This window comes from Streptomyces sp. NPDC059816, assembly GCF_042732055.1.
GTDB lineage: Bacteria > Actinomycetota > Actinomycetes > Streptomycetales > Streptomycetaceae > Streptomyces.
On the sequence record NZ_JBHWIQ010000016.1, the window covers coordinates 142,216 to 165,906 of the forward strand.

The following is a 23,691-nucleotide window of genomic DNA, read 5'->3' on the forward strand; positions in this document are numbered from 1 at the left end:
GGTCGTCGTGCGGCGTGCTTGCCGCACCATGGACCACGGGTCGCCGCGGCCCGGGACCGAAGAAGACGAGAGGTAGTCGTCCGTGCTGTTCGAGGTGTGGGCACCAGAGGTCGGAGAAGTCGTCCTGTACGTCGACGCGACGGTCGACGCGGAGGGCCCCGGCGGGGGCGGGCGCACCCTGGGCCGGGACCCGGAGCGCCCCGGTTGGTGGGCGGGCGAGGCCGAGGCCGTCGACGGCACCCGGTACGGCTTCCGGCTGGACGGCGGTCCGGTCCTGCCCGATCCGCGTTCCCGCCGCCAGCCGGACGGCCCGGAGGGGCTCAGCGCGGTCGTCGACCACGGCGCCCACCCCTGGCGCGTCCCCTGGTCGGGCCGGGAGTTGACGGGCGCGGTGCTGTACGAGCTGCACATCGGCACCTTCACCCGGGAAGGCACCTTCGACGCGGCGGCCACCCGGCTGGAGCACCTGTCCCGACTGGGGGTCACCCATGTGGAGCTGATGCCCGTGTGCCCCTTCCCCGGCCGGCACGGCTGGGGCTACGACGGGGTGTCGCCGTGGGCCGTCCACGAGCCGTACGGGGGACCGGCCGGTCTGCGGCGGTTCGTGGACCGGGCCCATGAGCTGGGCCTGGGCGTGGTGCTCGACGTGGTGCACAACCACCTGGGCCCGTCCGGCAACCGACTGTCCGCGTTCGGCCCGTACTTCACCGACGCCCACCGCACTCCGTGGGGCGAGGCCGTGAACCTGGACGCGCCCGGCTCCGACGAGGTCCGGGCGTACTTCCGGGACAGTGCCCTGGCATGGCTGCGGGACTACCGGCTGGACGGACTGCGGCTGGACGCCGTGCACGCGCTGCGGGACACCCGCGCGTACCCGTTCCTCGAGGAGCTGTCGGCGGCCGTCGACGCGCTCGCCGAGGAGTCGGGACGGCCGTTGTTCCTCGTCGCGGAGTCCGACCTCAACGATCCACGGCTGATCACCCCGCGCCGCCACCACGGCCTCGGGCTGCACGCCCAGTGGAACGACGACTTCCACCACGCGGTGCACACCGCGCTCACCGGGGAGGCCGGGGGCTACTACGCGGACTTCGCCGAAGCGCCCTTCGCGGCGCTCGCCAAGACGCTGACGGGCGGCTACTTCCACGACGGCACGTACTCCTCGTTCCGCGGACGCCGACACGGCCGCCCCCTGGACCGCGCCCGCGTCTCCGGGCACCGGCTGCTGGGGTACGCGCAGACCCACGACCAGGTCGGCAACCGGGCCCGTGGCGACCGGCTGTCGGCGACGCTGTCCCCGGGGCTCCTCGCGTGCGCGGCGACCCTGACCCTCACCGGACCGTTCACCCCGATGCTGTTCATGGGTGAGGAGTGGGCGGCCTCGACCCCGTGGCAGTACTTCACCGACCACCGGGACCCGCAGCTCGCCGAGGCCGTGCGGGCCGGCCGGCAGCGGGAGTTCGCGGCGCACGGATGGGCCGCGGGGGACGTGCCCGACCCGCAGGACCCGGCGACCCGCGAACGGTCCTGCCTGCGGTGGTCGGAGCTGACGGACGAGCCCCACGCACGGGTGCTCTCCTGGTACCGGGAGCTGATCGCCCTGCGCCACCAGCAGCCCGACCTCACCGACACGGACCTGTCGGCGGTCCGGGTGATGTGTGACGAACGGGCGCGGTGGATCGCGTTCCGCCGCGGTGACGTGCGGGTGGTCGTCAACGCCGGCCCGCAGGCCGTCTCCGTCCCGTTCGGCAGCCGTCCCGCGCGCGTGCTCGCCTCCTGGGACCCCCTCTCGCCGCCGGGCGTCGAGGGGATGCTCACCGTACCGGGCGAGTCCTGTGCGGTCCTCCTCCAGCCCTGAGCGCCCCCTCGGCCGTCGGACGCGCAGGTCCGACGGCCGGCGCGCGCCCTCAGTCGTCGTCGCTGAGCAGCTCCAACAGGATCGGCTCCCAGGCACGGGCGAGTTGGGTGCGCAGCAGCGGCACGGGACTGTCGTCGGTGCCGTGCAGGCGGTCCGCGAGTCGGATCACGGTGTCGCAGCGGGCGAGCCACAGGCCCCGCAGACACTCCCGGGCGCCGTAGCCCGCGAGGGTCGCCGCCCGGACCGCGGCCGGGGCCCCCACCGAGATGCACAGCCCGCCGATGTCCTCCGCCGGGTCGCCGACGAAGGCGTCCGTCCAGTCGAGGACCCCGCAGATGCGCCCGTCCCCGGTGACCCGCAGGTGCTCCCCCTTGAGGTCGCCGTGGACCACCACCTCGCCGCTGCGCGGGGCGAGTTGCGCCACCGCGCGGGGGGTCAGCCGGGCGAGCCCCGCCACGTCGAACTCCCGGTCGGGTACGAGCTGCCAGGCGGCGTGCCGCGCACCGGCCCGCAGCTCGTCCAGTGAGCGGGTCGGTGTCCGGGGCAGGCCCAGGGCCTGGGCGTCCTTCGCGGACGCCTCCCGCAGTCCGGACAGCAGGGCCGCGAGGTCCGACTCCCCGGCCGCCGAGACGGGCGCCTCCTCGCCCGAGGCACCGAGCAGCCGGTGGTCGAGGGTGTGGGCCAGGGCGCCGTTCCAGGTGCCGGCGGCGGCGCTGGCGGGCACCGGCACGCCCACGTGCCGGCGGATCAGTTCGCGCAGCCGCAGTTCGCGACCCAGGCGCGCGGACGTCGTGCGGTCGGGTGCCATCCGCAGCACGTGCCGGGTGCCCACCCACCAGGTGAAGAACTCGCCGCCCTCGGTGACGGCCCGTACCCGGGGGGCGTCGTCGGCTGCGGCGGCCGTGGCACGGTCGGTCGGGTCGGTCGGGGTTTCGTGCAGGAGCGTGCGGACCAGGTGCCGCACCTCGTCGTCGGTGGGGCGCGGGGCGCGGTCCGGGGGCGGGCCGCCCGACGGCTGGTGGCCGGGGGGCGGGGCGGGGTCGAGGCGTCGCCGGTCATCGGTGGGAGGTTGCTGCATCTCTCGATTCCAGGGCCGGTCCGTCGCGCGGCTCAGTGCACGATCGCCATGTCGCGCGCGGTGTTGTTGAGTCGACGACCGCCGTCCTCGGTGACGGTCACGATGTCCTCGATCCTGACGCCGAAACGCCCCGGAAGGTAGATGCCCGGCTCCACCGAGAAGCACATCCCGGGGACCAGCGGCTGTTCCTCGCCCTCGATCATGTAGGGCGGCTCGTGGGTGGTCACCCCGATGCCGTGGCCGGTGCGGTGGATGAAGAACTCGCCGTACCCGGCGTCCTCGATGTGCGCGCGGGCCGCCCGGTCGACCTCCTGGCAGGCGATGCCGGGGCGGACCGCGCGGACCCCGGCTTCCTGGGCCTCGCGGACGATGTCGTGCACGGTCTGCTCGGCCACCCCGGGCTCCCCCACGTGCACCGTCCGGGAGGTGTCGGAGCCGTAGCCGTGCAGGAGCCCGCCGAAGTCCAGGACCACCGTGTCGCCCTCCCGGATGACCCGGTCTCCTGCCTCGTGGTGCGGGTTGGCCCCGTTGGGTCCGGAGCCGACGACCGTGAAGTCGACCTGTGTGTGTCCGAACCGTCTGAGCAGGTCCGCCAGGTCGCCGGCGACGTCGGTCTCCTTGCGGCCCGCGAACGGAACCCCCTTGATCTCCTCGTAGGTGGCGTCCGCGGCGGCGCCGGCCGCCGTCAGGCGTTCGAGTTCGGCCGCGTCCTTGACCGCGCGCAGCATGGGCAGGGCGGTCGTCAACGCCGTGTACGTGGTGTCGGGCAGGGCCCGCTGGAGTCCGAGCAGGTGCATGGCCCAGGCGTTGTCGCTGACCGCGAAGCGGCCGGCGGGGCCGAGCAGCGGCGCCGTCGCGGCGTAGGGGTCCTGGCCGTCGGTCCAGTCGCGCAGGGCGAGTGCCGGGGCGCCCGGCGCCTCCTGCGCGTCCGGGGCCTCCAGCGTCGGCACCACGAGGACGGGGTCGCTGCCGGGTGCCACCACGAGTGCGGTGAGGCGTTCGGTGATCGCCGTGGGCCGGTACCCGGTGAGCCACACCAGGTCCGGGCCGGGCGCCACGACGATTCCGTCGAGGCCGGCCTCCGCCGCGGCGTGCGCGGCGCGGGCCAGGCGCGCGGCGTAGTCGTCCGCCGTGAACGGTTCGGGGGTGCTGGTCATGGGTGCCTCCGTCCCTTCGGCCCCGTTCCCGCACCAGCGGGAGCGGGCCCCGGGGACGCGTGCTCGCCCCTCGGTCAGCATCCTGCCCGGGCGCACCGGGTGACGCGACTCCATTGCGGGAGCCGCCCCGGCGGCCGGCGGTCCCCCGACCCGCCCCCGGTCCCCTCGCCCGGCGGTGCGCCCGGCGGTGACCCGCACGGGCACAGCCGGACGAGGGGGCGGGTACGGGTCACCCGGTGGCGGCCCGGGCGGCGGCCTTCCAGGCGAAGGGCTGGCCCGGGTTCGCCGGCACGATGCCCGGTCCCCGACCGGACGGCACTCGGTGCGTGCGCGGGCGGAGCGCCCCCATGCCGTGGGACAGGTGCTCGGGGGCGTACCGCTGGCACTGGCGGTGCCAGGTCAGGATGCCGGCCAGCCAGTTCTCCAGTTCCCCGACGTACCCGGCGAGGAGCTCCCGGGCCTCGTCGTCGAGGTCGAAGTCGTCGTACAGGATCGGCAGTTCATGGGCGACGACGTGCTGGAACTGGCGCAGCCGACCGTTCATCAGGTCGTGGACCATTGAGACGCCCCTCGGGTAGTCGCAGCCGAAGAAGTTCTGGACGACGAGGATCAGGTTGTGCACCTCGCCCTCGTACTCGATCTCCTTCTGGTAGGAGAACACGTCGTTGATGAGCATCCCGTAGTCGATGGCGGCGTTCTCCAGCGAGCGCATCGGGCCGCTCTCGTAGACCTCCGGAGGGACCTTCTTGCCGTGGGCGATCCGGGACAGGCTCAGGGTGAGGTCGGAGCCGAACGTTCCCCTGCGCATCTCGACGTAGTCGACGGGGTCGGGGATGCGGTGCTGCACCTGGTTCGCCAGCTCCCACATCCAGGCGTCCAGCATCGACTCGACGGATCTGCGGAACAGCAGCCGCGCCCCGCGGTCCATGGGGCCCGCCGTCCTCGCCCACAGGTCCACCAGCCCCCGTTCCAGGGCGTTCGCCGGGGCCGTCCCGAGCGCGTCGGGTCGTCCTCCCCCGCTGAGGTCGGGCGTCGCGGTGGTGAGCGGGCCGTCCACCGGCATGAGCGCCTTCAGCCGTTCGGTGAGCGCCTTGGCCCCCGCCACGTCGCGGGAGCGGCCGTACACCACCGGGTACCAGTCGTCCCCGTAGGTGCCCCAGGCCAGCCAGGCCGCACTGAGGTCGAGGGCGGCCCGGGTGCCCGTCGGATCGAGCCCGGCGGAGCACAGTGCCAGGTCGTAGCGGCGCAGCGCGGCCTCGTCCCACAGCCCTTCGTAGACGAAGCCGACGGCCCGGCACCAGTCGACGAGCCCTTCGCGGGCGGCCGCCAGGTGGGGGTTGAGCGTGGTCGTGAACGGCAGGGCGAAATCGGGGATGATCGACGGGCCCACCCGTTGGTGGGGGACGTGGGCGTGGGCGCGCAGGCGCTCGGAGCCGGCCGCCCCGAGCAGTTCCGCGATCCGGGAGGACGCGGTGCCCGGGCCGGTGGGTCCGCCCAGCGGCGAACTCTCCTTGACCGCGCCCTCGTTCATGTAGCGGCTGGAGCGCAGGTGCCATTCGTGGCCGCCGGACTGCCAGTCCTGGAGGCCCTTCACATAGGCGGCGACCGCGGCGCACTGGGCCGGGTCGAGCCCTTCCTCGACGCAGAGGGCGGGGGTCTCCGTGAGCGCGGTGTGTTCGAACTGGTGGAGGCGCGAGGTCAGGATGTCGTTGACCGTGTCGGCGGCCTCCTGGGTGGTGCAGTCGAAGAACGTCTCCAGGACCAGGACGCCGTTGCTGAGTTCGCCCTCCTCCTCGACCTCGCGCTGGTAGGAGAAAAGGTCGTTGCGCAGGTGGACGCCGTCGGAGAACGTCTCCATGAGGACGCGCAGCGGACGGGATCGGGCGACGGCGGCCGGAACCTCGGCGGTGGCGTACTCGACGAGTCCGGCGGACCACGGTGCGCCCCCCACCTTGCGGCGCATCTCGATGTACTCGACGGGGTTGGCGATCCGGCCCTCGTTGATGTTGGACAGTTCCCAGAGCGACTCGTTGAGCAGGTGTTCCGTGCTGACCGCGAATCTCATCCGCCACGCCGACGACATCGACGGCACGGTACGGGCCCACAGGTCGGCGAGTCCCGCCTCCACCGGATTCGTCGGTTCGGGCACGGGCGTCGACGGGTCCCTCGGCATGAACAGCGGGAGTCGGTCCAGGTACGCCTTGCCGCCCGCCCGGTCCTGGCTGCGTTTGAAGGTCTCCAGGAAGTGGTCGTCGAAGAAGAACACCCAGACGTACCAGTCGGTGATCAGCGACAGGGTCGGGCCGTCGCACTCGGGGTGGGTGTAGGCGCAGAGCAGGGCGTAGTCGTGGGCTTCGAGGTCGTCGAGGTCCCAGATGCCGGAACCTTCCAGCATCCCCATCGCGCGGGCCCATGTACGGGTGTGGGCCCGGGCCTCCTCCAGACGGGGGTTCAGGGTCGCCTCGTACGGCATGTAGAACTTCGGTAGTTCGAACGGCTGGGTCATGGCCCCGCCCTACCCCGGCGGCGTCCATGCATCCGCGACTCATCCCATGATCGCTCCATAGCGTGAAACGACGACCGGTCGAACGGAGAAGCCCGAGGTCGGATGCCGGAGAACCATCGCACACGCGTTCGTCGCACAGGAGTACATGGCTCGGGAACGCGGTGCCGGGCGGCCTCCGCGGGGGCGGGGCGGGCGCACCGGGACGGGTGCCCGGCGCCCCCGAAGGTCGCTCAGCCCTCCTCGGGCGCCAGCCGCAGCGAGATGCTGTTGATGCAGTACCGCTGGTCCGTGGGGGTCTGGTACCCCTCACCCGCGAAGACGTGCCCCAGGTGGGAGCCGCACCGGGCACAGCGCACCTCGGTGCGGCTCATCCCGTGCGAGCGGTCCTCCACCAGTTCGACCGCATCGGTGTCCTTGGGGTCGAAGAAGGACGGCCAACCGCAGTGCGAGTCGAACTTGGTCTCCGAGGTGAACAGCTCCGCCCCGCACGCGCGGCAGGAGTAGACGCCCTCGGCCTTGGTGTCCGTGTACTCGCCGGTGAACGCCGGCTCCGTACCGGCCTGGCGCAGCACCGCGTACTCCGCCGGTGCCAGTTCGGCGCGCCACTGCTCGTCCGGCTTCTCGATGTCGTACGCCATGGAACGGTTCCTCACTTCCGTCGGCCGAGCCCGTCCGGAGCGGACCCGCACCGTCCGCGGTGCGGGTCCCGCCCGGCTACTCGGCGAGTCGGTCCAGGATCAGCGGGCCGAGGTCCGTGACGTCGCCCGCGCCCATGGTGAGAACGAGGTCGCCGGGTCGTGCCATTCCCGCCACGACCTCGGGAGCCGATTCCTTGTCGTGCACGGCCCGCACCTCGGCGCCCGCGGCCCGTGCGGCGTCGATGATCAGCGCGCTGGTGACGCCCGGAACGGGGTCCTCGCGCGCGGGGTAGATGTCCAGCACCACGGAGGAGTCGGCGAGGGTCAGGGCCTCGCCCATCTCCTTGCCGAGTTCCTGGGTGCGTGAGAACAGGTGCGGCTGGAAGAGCACCAGGATGCGGGCGTCCCCGACGGCGGCGCGCATCGCCTCCAGATCGGCCGTCATCTCGGTCGGGTGGTGCGCGTAGGAGTCGATGACCTGGACCCCGGCCTGCTCGCCCTTGAGCTGGAGGCGGCGCTTGACCCCGGTGTAGGAACCGAGCGCCCGGGCGAGGTCCTCGGCGGGCACGCCGAGCGCCACGCCGGCGGTGAGGGCGGCGACGGCGTTGTGCGCGTAGTGGCTGCCGGGCACCGAAACGGTGAAGGTCAGCTCACGGCCGTCGAGGAGGACGGTGACCTCGCTCTTCAGGCCCTGCGGCACCACCGAGAGCACCCGGACGTCGGCGTCGGCAAACTCGCCGTAGGTGACGACGCGCGCTCGGGAACCCACCCGGCGGGTGAGTTCGCGGGCGCCCTCGTTGTCGGCGGAGACGACCAGGGTGCCGCCGGGCACGATGCGGTCGGTGAACGTCTCGAACGACTCGTAGATCTCGTCCATCGAGGCGTAGTTGGCGTGGTGGTCGAGTTCGACGTTGAGGACGATCGCGACCTCGGGCGCGTACTTGTGGAAGCTGCGGTCGCTCTCGTCGGCCTCCGCCACGAAGATCTCGCCGCCGCCGTGCTCGGCGTTGGAGCCGGGGGCGTCGAGATCACCGCCGATGGCGTACGAGGGGTCGAGACCGAGCGTCCGCAGGGAGACCGCCAGCATCGAGGTGGTGGTGGTCTTGCCGTGCGTCCCGGCGACGGCGATGGGGCGCAGCCCCGTCATGAGGGAGGCCAGGGCGTCGGCGCGGTGGACCACGGGCACGCCGAGGACCGCGGCCCGGGCCAGCTCCGGGTTGTCGGAGCGGATCGCCGAGGAGACGACGACACAGCTGGCGTCGTCCGCGAGGTGGTCGGCGGCATGGCCGATGTGGACGGTCACGCCCTGCGCCCGCAGCGCCTCGGCGGTACGGGACTCCTTGGCGTCACTGCCGGCGACCTTGGCACCGCGCCGGGCGAGGATCTTCGCGATGCCCGACATTCCGGCGCCGCCGATGCCGATGAAGTGCGGTCGGTCCATGGCGGTGGGAAGGCCGGGTGCCATGCGTGTGTCTCCCTGGGTGCTGTGGCGCTGCGCGCTGCTGGTCGTCGCCGGTTGCGGCTGGTGGTCGCTACTGGTTTGGAGTTGCGCCCGCCGCGCGCCGGGTCGGCAGCCGGTCCCGTACGCCCGAGGGCTCCCGGACGCGCTGGTGGGGCGGCCGGGGCCCCAGCCTATGCCTTGCTGTGCGAGAACAGTTTCAGGACCGGGACGCCCACCTTGTGGCGGGCCCGGGAGGCCCAGTCGCGGTGGAAGAACTCCTCCACGTAGTGGGGGTCGGTGAGGACGATGACCTCATCGGCCCCGACCTCGTCCACCAGTGACTTCAGGGCGTCCAGGGGGTGGTTGTCGACCAGTCGGCCCTCGGCCCGGCACCCGGCGGCCCGCAGCGCCGTCAGGGAGACGTTCAGCGCCTGCCGCGCCGGTTCGGCCGCCTCGTCGCCCTCGGGGGTCTCCCCCTCGCGGGCCGCTTCCTCCAGCTCGCCCAGGGCCACGTCGTCGATGGCGCGCAGCAGGCGGTCCGCCTGGTCACCGCGGGGCTGGAGCAGTACGTGGAAGGTGGCGCCCTCATCACCGTGCAGGGTGGTGACGAACTCCACGTCGACGGACGTGAGGGCCTTTTCGATCATCAGTACGCTCGTGAACACGTCGGGCGCCCTTCTCCATCCGGGGGCCGTCCACGGCCCCTGCGGAAACCATCCTGCCCCGTGATCGCACGGGGTCTGCGTGCTTTAGTCTGCCCGCAGGAAGCTAAGCGGAACAGATCATTCCGCCGAATGTCAGCCTCGGTGGTACCGAGCGAACAAGAAGCCGTCCTCTTCGAGCAGTGACCCGAGGGAGAACCGTTCGGGCACGGGGAGGTCCGGCCCTCCCGCGATGCGCTGCGCGGTCCCGGCCGTGAGCATCGGCGACAGCGTCAGGCACAGCTCGTCGAGCACGCCGGCCGCCACGAACTGGCCGAGCAGCCGGGGCCCCCCTTCGGTGAGCAGGCGGCGCAGCCCCCGGTCCGCGAGGGCCCGTACCGCCCGCGCCGGCTCCACGGCGGCACCGTCCCCGGCGATCACCACCTCGACGCCGGCGGCACGCGCTGCGGCGAGCCGGTCGGCGGGGGCGCCCGCACCGGTCACCAGGAGGCTGGGCACCAGGGGTTCGGTGAACAGCGGCAGCCCGAAGTCCAGGTCGAGGCCCGCGCTCACCACGGCGACGGCGGGGGCGGGCCCCTGTCCGGCGGCGGACCGTCGGGCGGCGAACGCCTCGCGGGCGCGGGCCGGTCGGTAACCCTCCTGGCGTACCGTTTCTGCACCGACCACGACGACATCGGCGAGCCCTCGGAGGGTGCCGAAGATGCGCATGTCGGTGGCGTTGGAGAGGGGCTGCGAACGGCCTTCGTGCTGGGCCGCGCCGTCGAGCGCGGAGACCATGTTGGCGCGCAGCCACACCTCGGGCCCCTGGGGGTAGGCGTAGGCGTCCGCGAGTTCGTCGAGGCTCCACTCCCGGTCCTGCGCGGACGCGGGCGGCGCGTCCGGGGCGGGTGCGGGCGGCGCGTCCGAGGCGGAGGCGGCGGCGGCGGCGGGCGAGCCTGCCGCCGGGGCGGATGCGGGTGTGCCGGCCGGTGCGGGGGTGCCCACTGGTGCGTCGCCGGTACCGGCGGCACCCACCACGAGCGGACGGCCGGGTGTCTGGTCGGTCACAGGGAACAGGCGTCGCATGTCGTGCAGTCTCGCACGGCCCTTAGAGTGGGGAATCGTGTCCTCATCCACCGCAGCCGCGGGCCCCAGCCCCATAGCCGACGTCGTTCCCGTGTCCCTCTGCGCCCGTGAGCCGCAGGTGCCCGCGGAGCGTCTGGTCGCCGAGATGGTCCCCCCGCCGCGCTTCGACGCGGTCCGTTTCGCTACGTACATCCCGGACCCCAACCAGCCGAGCCAGAGCGAGGCCGTCCGGGTGCTCAGCGGCTTCGCGGCCGGGCTGGGCGGGGCGCACGCGACCGGGGCCGGCAAGCGGCGGTGGTTCGGCGGTCGGGCCAAGCCGGCGGCGCCCTCGGGCCCGCGCGGCGTCTACCTCGACGGCGGCTACGGCGTCGGCAAGACGCACCTGCTCGCCTCGCTGTGGCACGCGACCCCGGCACCGCCCGCCCTCAAGGCGTTCGGAACCTTCGTGGAACTGACGAACCTGGTCGGCGCGCTGGGCTTCCAGCAGACGGTGCGCACCCTCGGCGGCCACCGGCTCCTGTGCATCGACGAGTTCGAGTTGGACGACCCCGGGGACACGGTGCTCGTCTCCTCCCTGTTGGGGAAGCTGGTCGACGAAGGCGTGGCACTGGCCGCCACGTCGAACACGCTGCCGGGCAAACTGGGCGAGGGCCGGTTCGCCGCGGCGGACTTCCTCCGCGAGATCCAGGGCCTGTCCGCGAAGTTCCACCCGTTGCGCATCGACGGCGAGGACTACCGGCACCGGGGCCTGCCCGAGGCTCCCGCACCGCACTCGGACGAACAGGTCACCAAGGCGGCCTACGCCACGCCCGGCGCGTCGCTGGACGACTTCCCCCAGCTGCTGGACCACCTCGCTCGGGTGCACCCGAGCCGGTACGGAGCGCTGACGGACGACCTCAGGGCCGTCTGCCTCACCGGTGTCGAGCCGGTGCCGGACCAGTCGACGGCCCTGCGGCTGGTCGTCCTGGCCGACCGTCTGTACGACCGCGAGGTGCCGGTCCTCGCGTCCGGCGTCCCCTTCGACCGGTTGTTCAGCGAGGAGATGCTGAAGGGCGGCTACCGCAAGAAGTACTTCCGGGCCATCTCCCGGCTGACTGCGCTCGCCCGCGACGCCCGGACGCTCGTCGAGCACTGACGCCCCCTGCGCCCGGCTTCTCCGCCTCTCCCCTGCCGCCCCGCCCCCACCCCGCCCTGCCGCTGCCGTGCCGCCGCCCGTGGTGGGGGCCACCTCCGGAGGTGGGCGTGCCTCCCGGCAACGGCTGCGCCGTACGGGTGACTCGGTGCTACGGCGCGCCATCTGGCCAGACAGCGCGTTCGAGCGCGAAACAGCGCGCACCAGCAGCGCACGCTCCCCATCATTCGGCCATCTCCGATCTCCACATGATCGGTTCCGGTCGATCACGCGCACGCAACGTCACGGTAACCACATAAGCGAGTCGGGCCGTTAACGTGGAGATTGCCTTGGGGAACGTGATGCCCGGTCCCGGCCGTTGAGGTCGGCAGACACCGGTGGCCCGCCGCGCCGATACCCCCAGATCGAGCGCCGCAGGACCGATGGGGAGGTGAACGCATGTGTGACGGCCTCGGTACACGGCTGCCGCCCTGCATCATCGCCGCCCTGCTGTTCGCGCTCCATCTGTTCACTCCCACTTCTCCGTTGGCAACCGCACACACTTCCGAGGGGGCCGTGCGCCCACAGTCCACGGCCACCGTCGGTCCACGCCCCGGCCCCGTCGCCCCGACGGCGACGTCCACGAGCCCACCAGCGGAGAGGACCGCGACGGCGGTCCCGGTCCGGGTCACCCGGATGGCCGAAGGGCCCGGGGCCCACGACCGTCTGCGCCACGAACACCCGGTCGAGGAAGCGGTGCAGATCCTGCGGGCGCGCGACCGCCACCGCTGTGAGGAGCACACTCCGCAGCGTCCCCCGCTCCTGAACCGCCTCGGCACCACGACCCCGCTGCCGGCCACCCCGCGGGAGCCGCGGGACGACCGACCCTCGGTCCGACTCAGACCGGCCGACCGCCCGGCGACACTCCAGGTCTTCCGCTGCTGAACCCGCCGCCGGACGGCTCCTGACCGCTCCGGTTCACTCGAAAGGCTCAACACCGGGCACGGAAACCCTCGATGACCCCGTCCGCGGCCAATACCTGGATCAGCCAGCACAGCGGCCCCACCGGGGTCGACGGCAGCACCCCGGCTCCACGTCCGGTGGTCGCCCGACCGTCATCGGTGTAGCCGCGGGCCCCCATACTCGGCCCACGCGGAGCCCGGTCGGTTGCTCTTGCCCGGTCCGCCCACACGCCTGCCCCCCGTTCCCCCACACGCAACACCCACGCGCTGTTCCAGCGCGCAGGAGGCATCCGTATGAACACCCTCAAGAGGCGCGTCAAGCGCCCCGCTTCCGCCGGCCCCCCGGGGTCCGACAGTTCCTCCGCTCACACCGACCCCTCCGACCCCTCCGGTCTTCCCGGGTCCACTGGCCCTTCTGGCCCCTCTGGGTCTGCTGGGCCTACTGGGTCTGCTGGGTCACCGCGCTCACGCGACTCGTCCGACTCCCCCGCCCCCAGCGGATTCGCCGCGCTCCGGCCGGACTTGAGCGCTTCGATCGTCGTCTTCCTCGTCGCCCTCCCCCTGTGCGTGGGCGTCGCCGTCGCCTCCGGGGTACCCGCCGAACTCGGCCTGGTCACGGGCATCGTGGGCGGACTCGTGGCAGGTGCGCTCCCCGGCAGCAGCCTTCAGGTGTCCGGCCCCGCCGCCGGTCTGACCGTGCTCGTCCTGGAGGCCGTGCGGGCCTACGGGCTCGCGGCACTGGGGGTCATCGTCCTGGCCACCGGTGTCCTGCAACTCCTCATGGGCGCACTGCGCTGGGGCCGTTGGTTCCGGGCGATCTCGGTGTCCGTGGTCGAGGGGATGCTCGCCGGCATCGGACTCGTCCTGATCGCCGGCCAGTTGTACGCGATGACCGGCGCCGAGGCACCGGCCGCCGGGCTCGACAAGATCGCAGGGCTGCCCGGCATGCTCCTCGACACCTTCGGCACGTCAACGGCCCGACTGTCGCTGCTGCTCGGCGCGGGCACGATCGCCGTCCTGGTGCTGTGGCGGCACGTACCCCACGCGGCCCGACTCGTACCCGCTCCGCTCGCGGCAGTCGCCCTCGCCACCACCGCATCAGTGGCGTTCTCGCTCCCGGTCGCGAAGGTCGAGGTCACCGGGCTACTGGACTCCGTACGACTCCCGGAGACGGGGGACTTCGCGGCCCTCGCGAACATCGGCATGCTCGGCACCATCCTCGCGTTCACCCTGATCGCATCGGCGGAGTCCCTGTTCAGCGCGGCGGCGGTGGACCGCATGCACCACGGCCGACGCACCCACTACGACAAGGAGTTGATGGCTCAGGGCGCCGGCAACACGGTGTGCGGACTGCTCGGTGCGCTGCCGATGACCGCGGTCATCGTGCGCAGCGCGGCGAATGTGCAGGCCGGCGCGAGGACCAAGGCGTCCCGGGTGCTGCACGGCCTGTGGCTGCTGCTGTTCGCCGCACTGTTCCCCGCAGCGTTGGCGATCATCCCGCTGCCCGCGCTCGCCGGTGTCCTGGTGCACGCGGGGAGCAAGCTCATCCCCGTGCGCGCCTTGCCGCCGCTGTGGCGCGACCACCGGGGCGAGGTGGTGATCCTCGGAGTCACCGCCGTCTCGATCGTGGCCATCAGCATGTTCGAGGGGGTGGTGATCGGGCTGTCGATGGCCGTGGTGAAGACCGCCTGGGAGGCTTCGCACGTACGGCTGGAGGTACAGGACACGGGCGAAGGGACCGTACGGGCGCGGCTGTCGGGCAATGCGACGTTCCTGCGCCTGCCGCGCATCCTGGACACCCTGGAGGCGCTGCCCCACGACCGTGCGGTCGAGTTGGACCTGTCGGGTCTCCACCACCTGGACCACGCGTGCCGGACCGCACTGGAGAACTGGTCCGCCCGCCACGGCACGGGCGGACCCGAGTGCGTCACCGTGACCCCGGTAGGGGGCCGGGCCTGAGGTGACGTTCCCGAGGGGCGCCCGCCCGGGCTCCCCTCGGGAACGCGTACGCGCCAGGTGCCGCCCGACCCGGGAGCCACCGTCCGGGCACGTGGTGCCCCTGCCGGGCCCTGGTCTCCCCCGCGCCCGCACCTGCCGACGTCACAGGCAGCGCGCCCGTACGGAGGATGCGCCGGCGCATCGGGTCGAGCGGTGCGCGCCCGTGCTGCGCCAGCGGGCGGGCGACCGGGTTGCGCCACGCGGGTGGGGACACGGGGCCGGGGTGGTTCCGGGGGTGTGGGGTGCGTGCTACACACAAGGGTTCCTCGTGGTCGTCGCACGTCCTGTCCACCCACAGGAGGTTCCCCCATGGCACGCGCCCAGGAACACGAGCCCACCGAGGCCCGTCGCTCGTCCCCTCCCCCGCCCGCCCCGTACGTTCCCCCCGCCCCCTCCGCCCCGTACGAGGGTTCCGCCCCGGCGGCGCGCCCCGGTCCGGGCGCCGGTGCCCCCGCTTCCCCGGTGACGGAGGCCGCCGGGCGCCCGAACCGGCGCCGGGTACTGGCTCGTACGGGTGCCTTGGGGTTGGGCATCGCGTTCGCGGGCAACCTCTCCGAACTCTTCGCGGGCGATGCCAGCGCACGGCCCCCCGCGGGTCTCGGGAACGACGGTTACGGCCCGCTGGTCCCCGATCCTCAGGGGCTCCTCGACCTACCGCGGGGATTCCGGTACCGGGTGCTGTCGCGCGAGGGCGAACCGCTGCGCTCGGGCGAGGGCCCGGTCCCCGGCAACCATGACGGCATGGCGGCGTTCGCGGGACGCGGTCACCACGGCGGACGGACCCATCTGGTCCGCAACCACGAGAACCGGGCGACCGCCGCGCTACCGGTCCCCACGGTCCCCGGACTGACGTACGACCCGATGGGCAAGGGCGGATGCACGACGCTCACCCTCGACCGCGGACACACCGTCGTGGACGAACGCGTCTCCCTGGGGGGCACGGCCGTCAACTGCGCCGGCGGGCCCACCCCGTGGGGTACCTGGCTCACCTGTGAGGAGACCGAGGACCAGGCCGGCACCAACGGCTACGCCAAGGACCACGGGTTCGTCTTCGAGGTGGACCCCGTGGACCCCCGCAGGACCGGAGCCGAGCCGCTCACCGCGATGGGCCGCTTCCAGCACGAGGCCGTGGCGATCGACCCGCGTGACGGCACCGTGTACGAGACGGAGGACGCGTTCCGCCGTCCGTTCGGCCTCTTCTACCGCTTCCTGCCCGCTCGGCCCCGCGGCGGGCTCGGCTCGCTGCGGGCGGGCGGACGCCTCCAGGCGATGCGCGTGCCGGAGGTCCCCGACCTCTCGTCCGTACGGGAGGCGGGCGCCCGCTTCGACGGGGTGGAGTGGGTCGACGTTCCTGATCCGCTCGCCGTCGAAACCCCCGTCCGGCACCAGGACTTCGGCCCCGCGGGAATCACCCACGCCCAGAAGCTGGAGGGCTGCTACTGGGGCGGGCGCTGCGTGTACTTCGTGTCCTCGTACGCCCGCAGTCGCGAGGGTTCGGCCGCCGACCACTACGGGCAGATCTGGCGCTACGACCCCCGGCGGGCACGGCTCACCCTGGTCGTCGTCTTCGGCCCCGACGCCGACGTCCAACTGCCGGGCGAGCGCCCGGACAACATCTGTCTCGCACCCGGTGGCGGCCTCATGGTCTGCGAGGACGGCGGTGGCGGCCAGCACGTGTACGGAGTGACCCGCAAGGGGGAGGTGTACGCGATGGCCCGCAACAGGCAGGACATCGGCACGCCCCAGGAGCCCGACTGGGGCGAGTTCGCCGGAGTGACGTTCTCCCCGCGCGGCGGCACGATGTACGTGAACTGCTACACCCCGGGGACGACCTTCGCGGTCACCGGCCCCTGGCGCTGACCCGGGACGCCCACACCCTCGTCAACCCGCCCCACCCACCTCCCTCACACGGGTGAAACGGCGGGAAATCGGGTCCAGCTGTGCGGAATCAGGCACTCCGCCGGGGCGGCCCCGCGTTCTCCCTCTGATTGATGCGGGCGGCGCTCGGCGCACGGGGCACGGACCACGGGACGTGCGGTCGGGCTCCGCTGAACACCCGGGGGCGCCCCCGGGCTCCCGGATCAATCGGCGGCCGGCTTCGCGACCCGGTCGCCCGGAAGGAAGCCGAACGGACGGAGGGAGGCGGGGCCCGAGCAAAGGAACGAACGAGCGGATGGCCGACACCCGTGACCGCGGTGCCGGCGGGCCGGACGACCCCCTCGTCCCTCGAATGCACGCATGAGGAGCACCGCGCGCTCGTGATCGCGCAGGCGCCGACCCGTGAGCGTCGCCCCGCGAGCACGACCCGCGGACTCCTCTCCGTGAGCGAGCCCAACGGCCCCACCTCGGCGCCCTGGTACGCCGAGGCAGCCGCCCGCACCCCGACCAGGCGGGGCGCGGCGCAGGGGCCAGGGCCACGCCTCACGGGCGCGCCCGCACGTTCCGGGATCCGGAACGCCGCGGGTGCCGACGGGATGCCCGACGTCACGCACATCGTCTGCTCGCCCCGAGCAGGTGAGCGGTGTTAGACATGCCCGAAACACGTCATGCCACCGTCCACGGGCGTGACGCGGACGAAAGGGGCGTCACCAGCATGCGGTTGCACACCTACGAGTGGGGAACGGGTGACCGGACGGCCGTCCTCGTGCACGGGATCATGTCGGACCACCGGACCTGGCGGCGAGCGGGGCCCGCGCTCGCCGCGCGCGGATACCGGGTGATCGGTGTCGACCTGCGCGGCCACGGGCGCAGCGGCCGGGGCGAGTACGGAGCCCACCTGTTCGCCGACGACCTGGTCGAGACCCTGCCGTCGGGTATCGAGCTGGCCCTGGGCCACTCACTGGGCGCGCTGGCCCTGTCGCTGGCCGTCGAGCGGCTGGCACCGGCGCGGGTGGTGTACAGCGATCCGGCCTGGGCACTCGGCGACACCGAGCTCGACGCCGCCCACCTCGTGGCGTTCCGATCCGCGAGCCGGACCGACATCGCCTCGCTCAACCCCCGCTGGGAAGCGGAGGACGTCGACCTCGAACTGGCGACGCTGCACCTGTGGGACCCGGGGACCGCGCTCAGCCTGTCGGGGGCGGAAGCCGTGAACCGCATACCCGAACGGGCCGTGGTTCCGTCGCTGGTCCAGATCGCGGACCCGAGCCACTTCGTGTCGGAGCCGCTGCGCCAGGAGCTCGAAGTGCGCGGGTTCGAGGTGCGGACCGTGGCCGGGGCCGGGCACTCGATCCATCGTGATGACTTCGACGGGTTCATGAAGTCGCTAGAGGGCTGGAGCTGAGCCCGTGGGGGTGACGGCCACCCCGTGGGGTGGCGGTCGCCATCACGACACCGAACCGGACGGCGACGGCCGCGGGGGCGGGCGCCCGCCCTCCATGACGGTAAGCGGGTGATGTTCGGGCCCCGGGGCGACACCCCCGGCCAGCCGAAGAACGAACTGCCGCTTATATGACTATACGTTCCGCATGTGATCATTTCTGTGCGGAGAGTCGCCGTGGTCGGATTGCTGGGGGTCGTACTCGCGGGGTGCGGAACGGAGGTCGCCCCTCGCCCCGGACGGGACCGAGCACCGTCAACGACCGTGTCACCCGCGCCCGCGACCACCCCTACGGAGGCTCCGGTACTGGCACCCGGTCCAGGCGGCCTGACTCCGGTCTTCATGAACGGACCGCGCACCGAGGACCGCACCGTCGCCCTCACCTTCGACGCCGACATGACCGCCGACCAGGGTCCCCGGGCCGCAGCGGGGGAACAGTTCGACAACCCGGGACTGATCGCGGCGCTCCGCCAACTGAAGGTGCCCTCGACGGTCTTCATGACGGGGCGCTGGGCGGAGGAGTACCCCGACCAGGCGCGGTCCATCGGGCACGATCCACTGTTCGAGGTCGCCAACCACTCCTACAGTCACCACGCCTTCACCCCCGACTGCTACGGACTCCCGACCGTCGAATCGGATCTGATGCAGCCCGACGTCGAGCGGGCGTTCCGCGCCTTCCGGACAGTGGGCATCAAGGACGCGAAGCCGTACTTCCGGTTCCCCGGCGGGTGTTACGACGATCGCGCGCTCCGGACCCTCGCGCCGGTGGGAGTGACGGCAGTGCAGTGGGACGTGGTCGGCGGAGACGCCTTCGCCACGGACGCCGAGGCCGTGGCGCAGGAGGTGTTGGACGGGGTGCGACCGGGATCGGTGGTGGTCCTGCACTGCACCCGGAGCGCCGCACCGACGACGGAGCGGGTGATCCGGGAGGTCGTTCCGGAACTGCGCGAACGCGGGTACCGGTTCGTGAAGGTGTCCGATCTCATCGCACGCGAACGCGACCGGACCGCGGCCACGCCCGCGAAGCGCTGACCCGGAGCGGCGGGGGCAGGAACCGCACGGGTCCGCGGGCATACCCTTGCCCCATGGACGAGTACTGCACGGGCCCGGAGCAGGCCGGACCGACGCCCGGCGTGGCGGCGACCACAGCCGGGGCCGAGGAGCAGGGGCCGTTCGCCGAGTGCGTACTGTGCCGGGAGCCGACCGAGTACCCACAGACGCATCGCGGGATCACGCTCTGCCCTCGGTGCGAGTGGCTGGAGGCCCAGCGTTCCGCCTGCTCGGGCTGAACCGCACCGACCCGCCCAGCACCGCGGCACCGAGGCATCACGCAGCCCTGGAGCGGACCGCTCCAGCACTTCAGGACGGCCCTGGCAGACTGGACGGGTGAGCATCCCCGAAGCCGCACCCGAAGACCCGAACCACCGCCCCGAAGAACGGGCCGCTCCCCCCGAGCCGGGCGCACCGGACGAGGCACGTACGGAGCGCAGCCGCGACGAGGCACCGCAGTTCGTGCTTCCGATGGTCGTGCGCCTGGAGCGCACCGACCCCCCGGAGCGTACGGATGCACTGGAGACGGCGGCACGCGCGGTGCTGGTCATGCTGAGCGACCCCCGCTCCCGGGACGAGGGCGAGTGGGCCGAGGCAGTGCGCCAGTGGCAGGACGCCCGCATCCGCAAGGTGGTGCGGCGGGCCCGCGGTGCGGAATGGCGACGGGCCGAGGCGCTGCCGGGCATCACGGTGAGCGGGAAGTCCGCGGAGGTCCGGGTGTTCCCGCCGGTGCCGCTGGACGGTTGGCCCAAGGACCTGGCGCGGCTCCAGGTCTCGGGTACCGAACTGGAGGACCCGCAGCCTCCGGGGGCGCCCGCCCCGGGCGGTCCCGTGTTGTGGATGAGCCCGTCCACCACCATGACCGCGGGCAAGGCGATGGCCCAGGCCGGGCACGGGGCGCAACTCGCCTGGTGGGATCAGTCGGACGCGAAACGCGCCGCCTGGCGCGCGGCCGGGTTCCCGCTGTCCGTGCGGACCGCCGAACCGGAACAGTGGCAGCGGTTGGTGACGAGCGGGCTGCCGGTGGTGCGTGACGCGGGCTTCACGGAGATCGCCCCCGGCGACACGGTGGTGGCCGAGGGGCACCGCGGGTTCGGCGGGTTCGACAGCTGAACCTCCGGCCGGGCGGCCCCCTACCCGCGCCGCCCGGCGCCCCGGACCAACCCGTGCGCTCCGCCCCCGCTCCAACCCGTGCGCTCCGCCCCCGGATCACACCCGAGCGGGACTCCCCGCACACCTGTTTGACACACTGAGTAACGCATCGGTGACGATTCATCACCTCACCCACTCCGGCGTCCCTCCACAGGGGATCGTCGGCATCCGAAGGGCGCCGGCGGGGGCAGTGACCGCGGGCGCGGGGGCGTGCGGTGACCGTGGGGGATTCCGGGTGTTCGACGTACTGATCGCAGTGGTGCTGGGTGCACTGGCACTGGTGTTCCTGGTGCTGTTGTGGCAATTGGGCGCTCTGGGGCGGGCGACGTCCGCCACCCACGCACTGCGCCGACGCCCACTCGGTGGCACACGCACGGTCCTGGTCACGGGGACGGTGCTCGTGGCGGCGACCGCGACCGTCGCGCTCATGGGGCTGTCCGGGACCGGGCGCCCCGGAGGCACCGACCCGTCCGACCGCGCCGCCCGGAACGCGGAAGGGGCGGGGGTCGGCGTGTCGGGCGGGCGCCTTCGAGGCGCACCGGAACCGCGCCCCGCCACGAGCGGCCGGGGCGACCCGGACGCGGATCGCAACGACCGGGAGGCCACGGGGTCCGGCGCCCCGAGCGCGTCACCGAGCACCACGGGCGGAACGCCCCCATCGGACACGGGTCTCGGCGCCACCGGGAGCGACGATCCCGAGGGCACCGGCCCGGGGAGGCGTGACGGCCGACCGAACTCCACGGGCAACGGAACCGCCCGGCCCGGGAGCGATCGGCCGGGCGGGACGGCTCCGGGCACCGGGTCCGACGAACCCACGAGCGACCCCGGATCTCCGGGTTCCGGAGCCGGTGGCGGCACCGGAGACAGCACCGGAGACAGCACCGGAGACAGCACCGGAGGGACGACGAGTGGCGGTGCCGGAGGAAGAACGGGGGGTCAGGGCTCCGACCCGACCGAGGAACCGGGCGGACCAGGTGGCACCGGTGGACCCGGTACGCCCTCTCCCGGCGTTCCGAGCCCGTCCACCGCACCCGGCGGACCCGGGCGGCCCGGTCCGGGAACCACCCCGGGGTCCAGTCACTGTCTGATCGGAGGGCTCCCGTCCCTCCTCGACCTGGGTGTCTGCCTGTCCGGCTGATCCGGCGCGGTGCCGGCGGGCCGCGGGCCGCTGAACACCGCGGCGGCGGGTTACGTACCTCTCATTACCGCGAGGTGGGTTGAACCCACGAGGAGTCAGCGGTTGATTCTGGTACCCCCCGCGCGCCAGGATGCGCGCGACACCCCCGCCACGGGAGGCCCTCTTGCTGCGGCGCATCAACGGCACGGCGCTGATCATCGGCGCGCTCACCGCCACCCTGGCCGCGCTGGCCTTCCCGGTGTGGTCGTACGCCGACCGGTCCGGCACTCCGCAGGCGAACCTCGCCGCGGGCACGGTGTCCACGCAGTGGGGTCCGCTCACGGCGACCGACCGGGACTTCATCGTCCGGGTGCGGTTGGCCGGGCTGTGGGAACTCCCCGCGGGTCAGCAGGCGATGGAGCGGGCACCGACCGAAGCGATCAGGACCGCGGGCGACCACCTCGTCGTCGGACACACCGACCTGGACAAGCGGGTCCGGGAGGTCGCCGGGCAACTCGGCGTGGCGCTGCCGAGCCAGCCCAACGCCCAGCAACAGGCGTGGCTGCACCAGCTCACGGACGCCACGGGCGTGCAGTACCAGAAGGACTTCGCGAACCTGCTGCGCATCGCGCACGGCAAGGTGTTCGCCCTGATCGCCCAGGTCCGCGACACCACCCGCAACACACTGGTACGGCAACTCGCCACCGATGCGAACCAGACGGTCCTCGACCACATCACGGTGCTGGAGAACACCGGAATGGTCGACTTCGACGCCATCGCCAACGGGGCCGCCACCGGTACCGCGAGCCCCACCGGACCGCCCCCGCCGAGCGGTGTCGCACCTCCCGCGCCGGGCGTCACCGCCGACGCGGACATCTCCACCACCTCACGCCCCTCGGCGACGGTGCCCGGCGTGGTCAACACGGACCGGGCGGAACCTCAGAACTAGCTCTGAACATCCTCCACCGGGATTCGGCCGGGCGCGGCGGGGCCATGAACCCGTCGAACGCGCACGCCGCGTCCGTCCGGGCCGCCGTACGCCACCGACGCACTGCCGCACCGTGCACCGTCCCGACCCCGTCGGGCGGGGCCGCCGGGCAGGGGCACGGGGCGCACCCCGTACGGTCAGCGACGGTACGGCGCTCGGCTCACGGAGGAGGGGGACCATGACCACGACCGCGCTACGCACGGCACCACCGAGGACGCCCCGGCTCGGCACCGGCATCGGATGGCGTCCCGAGATCGCGGACGCCATCGAACGGATGTCCGGAATCGACTGGGTCGAGGTCGTGGCCGAGAACCTCTGCCCGGGGCACCTGCCCGAGTCCCTACTGCGGTTGCGCGAGCGCGGCGTCACGGTCGTTCCGCACGGGGTCTCGCTCGGCCTCGGCGACGCGGACCGGCCGGACGAGGGCCGGCTCGCCCAACTCGCCGCCCGCGCCGAGGCCCTCGGGTCGCCGCTGGTCACCGAGCACATCGCCTTCGTGCGGGCCGGGGGCGGGCTGACCGCCTCGCCGCTGCTGGAAGCCGGTCATCTGCTGCCAGTCCCCCGCACCCGGGACGCCCTCGACGTGCTGTGCGAGAACGTCCGGATCGCCCAGGACCGTCTCCCCGTTCCGCTCGCCGTGGAGAACATCGCCGCACTGATCTCCTGGCCGTACGAGGAGATGACGGAGGGCCAGTTCCTGTACGACCTGGTGGACCGCACCGGGGTGCGCCTGCTGATCGACGTGGCGAACCTGCACACGAACCACGTCAACCGGGGCGAGGACCCGGCCCGGTCCCTGGACGAGCTGCCCGTGGAGGCCATCGCCTACGTGCACGTGGCGGGTGGGGTCGAGCGGGACGGGGTGTGGCACGACAGCCATGCGCACCCGGTGCCCGAAGCGGTCCTGGAGATCCTCACGGACCTCACCTCCCGGGTGGACCCGCCGGGGGTGCTGCTCGAACGGGACGAGGACTTCCCCGAGCCGGACGAGTTGGCGCGGGAGTTGGGGTCGATCCGGGCCGCCATGTCCCGGGCCCGCCCTGCCCCGGCGACCCCGGCACCCCCCACGGGCGCCGGGCACCGTCGGAGCCCCGGGGCGGCCACCCCGACCGCCGACGACGGGCCCGCCGCACGACAGCGGGTGGCCCTCGCCCAGACGGCGCTGCTGTCCGCGCTGGTCGCCGGGACCCCGGTCCCCGAGGGCTTCGACCGCGCGCGGCTCGCCGTGCAGGGCCGGGCGTTGCTGGCGAAGCGGGCGGACGTGGTGGCGAAGGTCGCGCCGGAACTCCCGGTGATCCTCGGGAGTTCCTACCGTAAGGAGTTCCTCGCGTACGCGAACCGTCGGCCGATGACGACCGGCTACCGCGCCGACGCGCTGAGCTTCGCCGAGCACGTCCTGCGCGCCGGCGTCCCCGGCGACGAGGAGGCCCGGCGGGAGCTGACGCGCTGGTGGGTCGACCGGTCCGGGTCCCGGCCGCCGTCCCGGCACCCGTGGTCGCGGCTGGTGCGCTCGGTCCGGGTCGCCCGTGCCCTGCGGTCCCCGGGGTGACGGGCCGACGCGCCTGTGCGGGACCACGGGCCCTGCGGGCCGC

18 protein-coding genes are annotated in these 23,691 nt (G+C 73.1%); 11 read left to right on the forward strand and 7 right to left on the reverse strand.

Features of this window, described 5'->3' with window-relative positions; translation table 11 throughout:
* Nucleotides 1-82: 82 nt before the first annotated feature.
* Entirely contained in the window at nt 83-1,855 is a 1,773-nt protein-coding gene (treZ, locus tag ACFV88_RS21880) for a malto-oligosyltrehalose trehalohydrolase (protein WP_385493381.1), read from the forward strand.
* 49 nt (nt 1,856-1,904) lie between these two features.
* Here treZ and ACFV88_RS21885 read toward each other — a convergent pair whose 3' ends face one another.
* From ACFV88_RS21885 to ACFV88_RS21915, 7 genes are all read right to left on the reverse strand, one after another.
* Entirely contained in the window at nt 1,905-2,933 is a 1,029-nt protein-coding gene (locus ACFV88_RS21885; protein WP_385493382.1) for a phosphotransferase, read from the reverse strand.
* A gap of 32 nt (nt 2,934-2,965) precedes the next feature.
* A complete protein-coding gene (locus tag ACFV88_RS21890) occupies nt 2,966-4,090 on the reverse strand; it encodes a M24 family metallopeptidase (RefSeq protein ID WP_385493383.1) in 1,125 nt (374 codons plus the stop codon).
* A gap of 229 nt (nt 4,091-4,319) precedes the next feature.
* On the reverse strand, nt 4,320-6,596 hold the full coding sequence (locus ACFV88_RS21895) for a germacradienol/geosmin synthase (protein ID WP_385493386.1): 2,277 nt from the start codon (nt 6,594-6,596) through the stop codon (nt 4,320-4,322).
* A 230-nt stretch (nt 6,597-6,826) separates the two neighbouring features.
* Nucleotides 6,827-7,234, reverse strand: coding sequence for a peptide-methionine (R)-S-oxide reductase MsrB (gene msrB, locus ACFV88_RS21900; protein ID WP_385493387.1), 408 nt, complete (start codon nt 7,232-7,234; stop codon nt 6,827-6,829).
* Nucleotides 7,235-7,310: 76 nt separating this feature from the next.
* A complete protein-coding gene (gene murC / locus ACFV88_RS21905; protein ID WP_385493388.1) occupies nt 7,311-8,699 on the reverse strand; it encodes a UDP-N-acetylmuramate--L-alanine ligase in 1,389 nt (462 codons plus the stop codon).
* A gap of 167 nt (nt 8,700-8,866) precedes the next feature.
* Complete coding sequence (locus ACFV88_RS21910) at nt 8,867-9,340, reverse strand: indole-3-glycerol phosphate synthase (RefSeq protein WP_385493389.1); 474 nt, start codon at nt 9,338-9,340, stop codon at nt 8,867-8,869.
* Between the two features lie 132 nt (nt 9,341-9,472).
* Nucleotides 9,473-10,402 carry a pyrimidine reductase family protein gene (locus tag ACFV88_RS21915; RefSeq protein ID WP_385493390.1) on the reverse strand — a complete coding sequence of 310 codons (930 nt, stop codon included), beginning with the start codon at nt 10,400-10,402 and terminating at the stop codon, nt 9,473-9,475.
* A gap of 37 nt (nt 10,403-10,439) precedes the next feature.
* Between ACFV88_RS21915 and zapE the strand changes: the two genes are divergently transcribed.
* The 10 genes from zapE (at nt 10,440) to ACFV88_RS21965 (ending at nt 23,648) form a co-directional block, all read left to right on the forward strand.
* Complete coding sequence (gene zapE, locus ACFV88_RS21920; RefSeq protein WP_385493391.1) at nt 10,440-11,537, forward strand: cell division protein ZapE; 1,098 nt, start codon at nt 10,440-10,442, stop codon at nt 11,535-11,537.
* 435 nt (nt 11,538-11,972) lie between these two features.
* On the forward strand, nt 11,973-12,458 hold the full coding sequence (locus tag ACFV88_RS21925; RefSeq protein ID WP_385493392.1) for a hypothetical protein: 486 nt from the start codon (nt 11,973-11,975) through the stop codon (nt 12,456-12,458).
* A 539-nt stretch (nt 12,459-12,997) separates the two neighbouring features.
* Nucleotides 12,998-14,434: a SulP family inorganic anion transporter gene (locus tag ACFV88_RS21930; RefSeq protein ID WP_385493393.1), complete on the forward strand. Its 1,437-nt coding sequence runs from the start codon at nt 12,998-13,000 to the stop codon at nt 14,432-14,434.
* A 348-nt stretch (nt 14,435-14,782) separates the two neighbouring features.
* Nucleotides 14,783-16,333 (forward strand): alkaline phosphatase PhoX, encoded by a 1,551-nt coding sequence (locus tag ACFV88_RS21935; protein ID WP_385493396.1) that lies wholly within the window; start codon nt 14,783-14,785, stop codon nt 16,331-16,333.
* Between the two features lie 733 nt (nt 16,334-17,066).
* On the forward strand, nt 17,067-17,756 hold the full coding sequence (locus ACFV88_RS21940) for an alpha/beta fold hydrolase (protein WP_385493449.1): 690 nt from the start codon (nt 17,067-17,069) through the stop codon (nt 17,754-17,756).
* Nucleotides 17,757-17,942: 186 nt separating this feature from the next.
* Nucleotides 17,943-18,824 (forward strand): polysaccharide deacetylase family protein, encoded by an 882-nt coding sequence (locus ACFV88_RS21945; RefSeq protein WP_385493397.1) that lies wholly within the window; start codon nt 17,943-17,945, stop codon nt 18,822-18,824.
* 53 nt (nt 18,825-18,877) lie between these two features.
* The gene (locus ACFV88_RS21950; RefSeq protein WP_385493398.1) at nt 18,878-19,081 is read left to right on the forward strand and encodes a hypothetical protein; all 204 of its coding nucleotides are present in this window, start codon (nt 18,878-18,880) and stop codon (nt 19,079-19,081) included.
* A 97-nt stretch (nt 19,082-19,178) separates the two neighbouring features.
* Entirely contained in the window at nt 19,179-19,955 is a 777-nt protein-coding gene (locus ACFV88_RS21955) for a peptidyl-tRNA hydrolase (protein ID WP_385493399.1), read from the forward strand.
* Nucleotides 19,956-21,298: 1,343 nt separating this feature from the next.
* Nucleotides 21,299-22,060, forward strand: a complete 762-nt coding sequence (locus tag ACFV88_RS21960) for a DUF4142 domain-containing protein (RefSeq protein WP_385493450.1) — start codon at nt 21,299-21,301, stop codon at nt 22,058-22,060.
* Between the two features lie 217 nt (nt 22,061-22,277).
* Nucleotides 22,278-23,648: a DUF692 domain-containing protein gene (locus ACFV88_RS21965; protein ID WP_385493400.1), complete on the forward strand. Its 1,371-nt coding sequence runs from the start codon at nt 22,278-22,280 to the stop codon at nt 23,646-23,648.
* Nucleotides 23,649-23,691 lie beyond the last annotated feature (43 nt).

Bases quoted from the DNA above. Each gene is read 5' to 3' on its own strand.
- ACFV88_RS21885 (WP_385493382.1), bottom strand. From the start codon at position 2,933: ATGCAGCAACCTCCCACCGATGACCGGCGACGCCTCGACCCCGCCCCG.
- ACFV88_RS21890 (WP_385493383.1), bottom strand. From the start codon at position 4,090: ATGACCAGCACCCCCGAACCGTTCACGGCGGACGACTACGCCGCGCGC.
- ACFV88_RS21895 (WP_385493386.1), bottom strand. From the start codon at position 6,596: ATGACCCAGCCGTTCGAACTACCGAAGTTCTACATGCCGTACGAGGCG.
- msrB (WP_385493387.1), bottom strand. From the start codon at position 7,234: ATGGCGTACGACATCGAGAAGCCGGACGAGCAGTGGCGCGCCGAACTG.
- murC (WP_385493388.1), bottom strand. From the start codon at position 8,699: ATGGCACCCGGCCTTCCCACCGCCATGGACCGACCGCACTTCATCGGC.
- ACFV88_RS21915 (WP_385493390.1), bottom strand. From the start codon at position 10,402: ATGCGACGCCTGTTCCCTGTGACCGACCAGACACCCGGCCGTCCGCTC.
- ACFV88_RS21925 (WP_385493392.1), top strand. From the start codon at position 11,973: ATGTGTGACGGCCTCGGTACACGGCTGCCGCCCTGCATCATCGCCGCC.
- ACFV88_RS21935 (WP_385493396.1), top strand. From the start codon at position 14,783: ATGGCACGCGCCCAGGAACACGAGCCCACCGAGGCCCGTCGCTCGTCC.
- ACFV88_RS21940 (WP_385493449.1), top strand. From the start codon at position 17,067: ATGCGGTTGCACACCTACGAGTGGGGAACGGGTGACCGGACGGCCGTC.
- ACFV88_RS21950 (WP_385493398.1), top strand. From the start codon at position 18,878: ATGGACGAGTACTGCACGGGCCCGGAGCAGGCCGGACCGACGCCCGGC.
- ACFV88_RS21965 (WP_385493400.1), top strand. From the start codon at position 22,278: ATGACCACGACCGCGCTACGCACGGCACCACCGAGGACGCCCCGGCTC.